Raw genomic sequence first — 3627 nt, 5'->3', positions numbered from 1 at the left:
CGTCATGAGAGGTCAGCTCGATTCGCGCGAGAGGCGTCTGGGGAACGTGCTCAGTCGCGCGCCGACCGAAGGCCGTGCAGAGAAGTGAACGGCTTTAGCGGGCCGGCGCGTTCAGCGCGCGGCAACACACCCGGTCGAAGTCGTGGTGCTGACGGGACGGCCAGAACGGCTCGAGGTCGTGGCGACCCGGCGTGGTGTTCTGGAAGCTGGCCATGCCCCCATTGAAGCAGATGGCCTTCAAGGTCAGCAGGGGCCGCCCACAGGGTGGACGGGAACTCGACCGGAACACGAACAGCCGCCGCAGCAACCCAAGAAGCGCCCGTTGTGTGTCAACGGGCGCTTCTTCAAGAAGAGGCTGATTCAGCGGGATGAGAGAAACTCATCCAGCAAAATAGGAACAATAGGGGCGGTTCAGACCTGGCCGGCCTTCTCCAGGGCCGCGCAGCACGTGTCCACGATGAGCCGGGTCACCACGTACGGGTCGACGTTGGCGTTCGGGCGGCGGTCCTCGATGTAGCCCTTGCCGTCCTGCTCGACCTGCCACGGGATACGCACCGAGGCGCCACGGTCGGAGACGCCGTAGCTGTACTCGTTCCAGGGGGCGGTCTCGTGCAGACCGGTCAGACGGTCGTCGATGCCCGCGCCGTAGTTCTTGACGTGGTCCATCGGCTTGGAGCCCTCGCCGAGCGACTCGCACGCGGTGATGATCGCGGCGTAGCCCTCGCGCATCGCCTTCGTGGAGAAGTTGGTGTGCGCGCCCGCGCCGTTCCAGTCGCCCTTGACCGGCTTCGGGTCGAGCGTCGCGGAGACGTCGAAGTCCTCGGCGGTGCGGTACAGCAGCCAACGGGCGATCCACAGCTGGTCGGAGACCTCGAGCGGCGCGAGCGGGCCGACCTGGAACTCCCACTGGCCCGGCATGACCTCGGCGTTGATGCCGGAGATGCCCAGACCGGCCTTCAGGCAGTTCTCCAGGTGCGCCTCGACCACGTCACGGCCGAAGATCTCGTCCGAGCCGACACCGCAGTAGTAGCCGCCCTGCGCCGCCGGGAAGCCGCCCTCGGGGAAGCCGAGCGGACGCGCACCCTTGAAGAAGGTGTACTCCTGCTCGATGCCGAAGATCGACTCCTGCGCGGCGAACCGCTCCTCGACCTCGCGCAGCGCGGCACGCGTGTTGGAGGCGTGCGGCGTCATGTCCGTGTTCAGGACCTCGCACAGGACCAGGATGTCGTCGCCGCCCCGGATCGGGTCAGGGCAGGTGAAAACCGGCTTCAGTACGCGATCGGAGGCGTGCCCCTCGGCCTGGTTGGTGCTGGAACCGTCGAAGCCCCAGATCGGCAGCGCGTCCACGCCCGCCGGCGCACCGGTCATGATCTTCGTCTTGGAGCGCAGCTTCGCGGTCGGCTGCGTACCGTCGATCCAGATGTATTCGGCCTTGAAGCTCACGGGGCGCCATCCTTTGCGGGCTGTGCGTGCGGTGCGGGTGGTGTCGCGGCGGTGATGTCGCGCTGTGCCCGCAGCCTCGCAAGTCTCGATTTCCCGTCCGTTGCCCGACTGTGAACCCCGTGTAACGCGGTCCTTGCCGCCGCCCCGCTGGTCACGTGCGTCGTATACGCGATTGACTGGCCCGCATGTCCACCGCACCGAAGCCCCGCCCGCACTCGTCCTCCGCGCCGCTGCGCGTCGGCCTCCTCGGCACCGGCTCCTGGGCGCGGCGCGTACACGGCCCCGCCCTGGCCGCGCACCCTGAGGTGCGGCTCGTCGGGGTGTGGGGGCGCCGTCCCGAGGCGGCCGCCGAGCTCGCCGAAAACCTCGGCACGCGCGCGTACGACGACGCGGACGCCCTCATCGCCGATGTGGACGCGGTGGCGGTCGCGCTGCCGCCCGACATTCAGGCGGGCCTCGCGGTGCGCGCCGCGCGGGCCGGGCGGCACCTGCTCCTCGACAAGCCGGTGGCGACGACCGTGGCGGCGGCCCGCGAACTCGCGGACGCGGCCGCCGAGGTCGCCTCCGTCGTCTTCTTCACCCTGCGCTTCTCCACGGCCACCGCGCCGTGGATCGCCGAACAGGCCGACGCCGAGGGCTGGTTCACGGGCCGCGCCGAGTGGCTCGGCAGCATCTACGCGCCGGGTACGGAGAAGCCGTACGAGGCGTCGCCCTGGCGGCACGAGAAGGGCGCGCTGTGGGACGTGGGCCCGCACGCCCTGTCGGTGCTGCTGCCCGCCCTCGGTGACGTGACCGAGGTGTCGGCGGCGCGCGGCCCTGAGGACACCGCGCACCTGCTGCTCCGGCACGCCTCCGGGGCGTCCTCGGTGGCCACGCTGAGCCTGACGGCGCCGGACGCGGCGGGTGGCGTCACGGTCGAACTGCGCGGCGCGGGCGGCGTCGCGACGCTCCCGAAGGTCTGGGGCGACGGCCCGCTCGACGCGTACGCCAACGCCATCAGCGCGCTCCTGACGGCGGCCCGTACGGGCGTCCCGCACGCGTGCGACGTGCGCCTCGGACTGCGCGTCACGGAGATCCTGGCCCAGGCGGAACGCTCACTGCACGACGGCGAGCGGGTCACCACCTGACCGTCCGAGCGGGGCACCGCCTGACCGTCTGAAAAGCGGGCCACCACCACGCGTGTACAGCCGGAAACGGACACAGAGGGCGCCGGATACGCAGCGGCGCGCGGGACGCACAGACAGCTCAGCGCCCGAGCGCGTCCCGTACCGCCTCGTCCGTGCGGGCCACCACAGCCGTGCCGTCGTCCGCCGTGATGATCGGGCGCTGGATCAGCTTCGGGTGCGCGGCGAGCGCGGCGATCCAGCGGTCGCGGGCGGCGGCCTCGCGCGGCCACGCCTCACGGTCCTTCAGGTTCAGCTCCTTGGCGTCCGCCTCCTGGGTGCGGGTGATGTCCCAGGGTTCGAGGCCGAGCCGGTCGAGGACGGCGCGGATCTCGTCCTCGCTCGGCACGTCGTCGAGGTAGCGGCGCACCGTGTAGTCGGCGCCTTCCTCGTCGAGCAGGTGCAGGGCGCTGCGGCACTTGGAACAGGCCGGATTGATCCAGATCTCCATGGCACAAGCGTAAGCCAGGACTCCGTTCACGGGCCTGCGCGCACTGCCCTCAACGCCCCTGTGGCCAGCGGCTTTTGTCAGTGGTGGGCAGTAGAATTGAAGCAGTGTTCGAGACCGGTTGGGCACTGCCGTGGAAGCGGTGTGTCCCACCCCCGACCACCCTGGAGGAAGTTCATGGCCGCTGTTCTGTCCGCTGTCCCGAAGCCCTTGCCGATCGACCTTCCGTACATGCCGCTGCTCAAGCAGCCGCTCCCCGCGGGCCGCCCGCGGGAGTGGTACATCATGCACAACCGCCGCCTGAAGGCCATGCGTCTCGCCATCGCCCTGCTCGACTCGGGCGTGCACCGCGCGGAGCAGGCGAACAACCGGAAGATACGCGCCACCGCCGAACTCATCGGCGTGCGCCCGCCGTCGGAGATCACCTGCCACATGGTCCGCGCCCTGATGCGGTACAGCCGCTGAGCGAAGACCACGGCCAGGGCCGGGTACGGGACCGCGCGCGTCGCGGCCCGTGCCCGGCCCCCGGCCTTTCAACTGCCGCTCGCGCCCGCCCTCTTGAAGTCCCCGGCC

General features: G+C 70.5%; 4 protein-coding genes. 2 read left to right on the top strand and 2 right to left on the bottom strand.

All coding sequences use genetic code 11. The features are described 5' to 3' along the window. Positions 1–411: 411 nt before the first annotated feature. The gene (glnII, locus tag GUY60_RS35825) at positions 412–1443 is read right to left on the bottom strand and encodes a glutamine synthetase (RefSeq protein WP_161705597.1); all 1032 of its coding nucleotides are present in this window, start codon (positions 1441–1443) and stop codon (positions 412–414) included. 185 nt (positions 1444–1628) lie between these two features. Here glnII and GUY60_RS35820 point away from each other — a divergent pair, with 185 nt between their 5' ends. Then, positions 1629–2570, top strand: a complete 942-nt coding sequence (locus GUY60_RS35820; protein WP_376771357.1) for a Gfo/Idh/MocA family protein — start codon at positions 1629–1631, stop codon at positions 2568–2570. Between the two features lie 118 nt (positions 2571–2688). Here GUY60_RS35820 and GUY60_RS35815 read toward each other — a convergent pair whose 3' ends face one another. Further along, positions 2689–3057, bottom strand: a complete 369-nt coding sequence (locus tag GUY60_RS35815; protein ID WP_161705595.1) for an arsenate reductase family protein — start codon at positions 3055–3057, stop codon at positions 2689–2691. A gap of 174 nt (positions 3058–3231) precedes the next feature. On the opposite strand from GUY60_RS35815, the gene GUY60_RS35810 reads away from it, so the two are divergent. Further along, positions 3232–3519 carry a hypothetical protein gene (locus GUY60_RS35810; protein ID WP_161705594.1) on the top strand — a complete coding sequence of 96 codons (288 nt, stop codon included), beginning with the start codon at positions 3232–3234 and terminating at the stop codon, positions 3517–3519. Positions 3520–3627: the final 108 nt, after the last annotated feature.

It is taken from the genome of Streptomyces boluensis, from assembly GCF_009908195.1.
Lineage (GTDB): Bacteria > Actinomycetota > Actinomycetes > Streptomycetales > Streptomycetaceae > Streptomyces > Streptomyces boluensis.
Note: the sequence above shows the minus strand (reverse complement) of the source record. Positions and strands in the feature narration are given on the sequence as shown.

Bases quoted from the DNA above. Each gene is read 5' to 3' on its own strand.
- GUY60_RS35820 (WP_376771357.1), top strand. From the start codon at position 1,629: ATGTCCACCGCACCGAAGCCCCGCCCGCACTCGTCCTCCGCGCCGCTG.
- GUY60_RS35815 (WP_161705595.1), bottom strand. From the start codon at position 3,057: ATGGAGATCTGGATCAATCCGGCCTGTTCCAAGTGCCGCAGCGCCCTG.
- GUY60_RS35810 (WP_161705594.1), top strand. From the start codon at position 3,232: ATGGCCGCTGTTCTGTCCGCTGTCCCGAAGCCCTTGCCGATCGACCTT.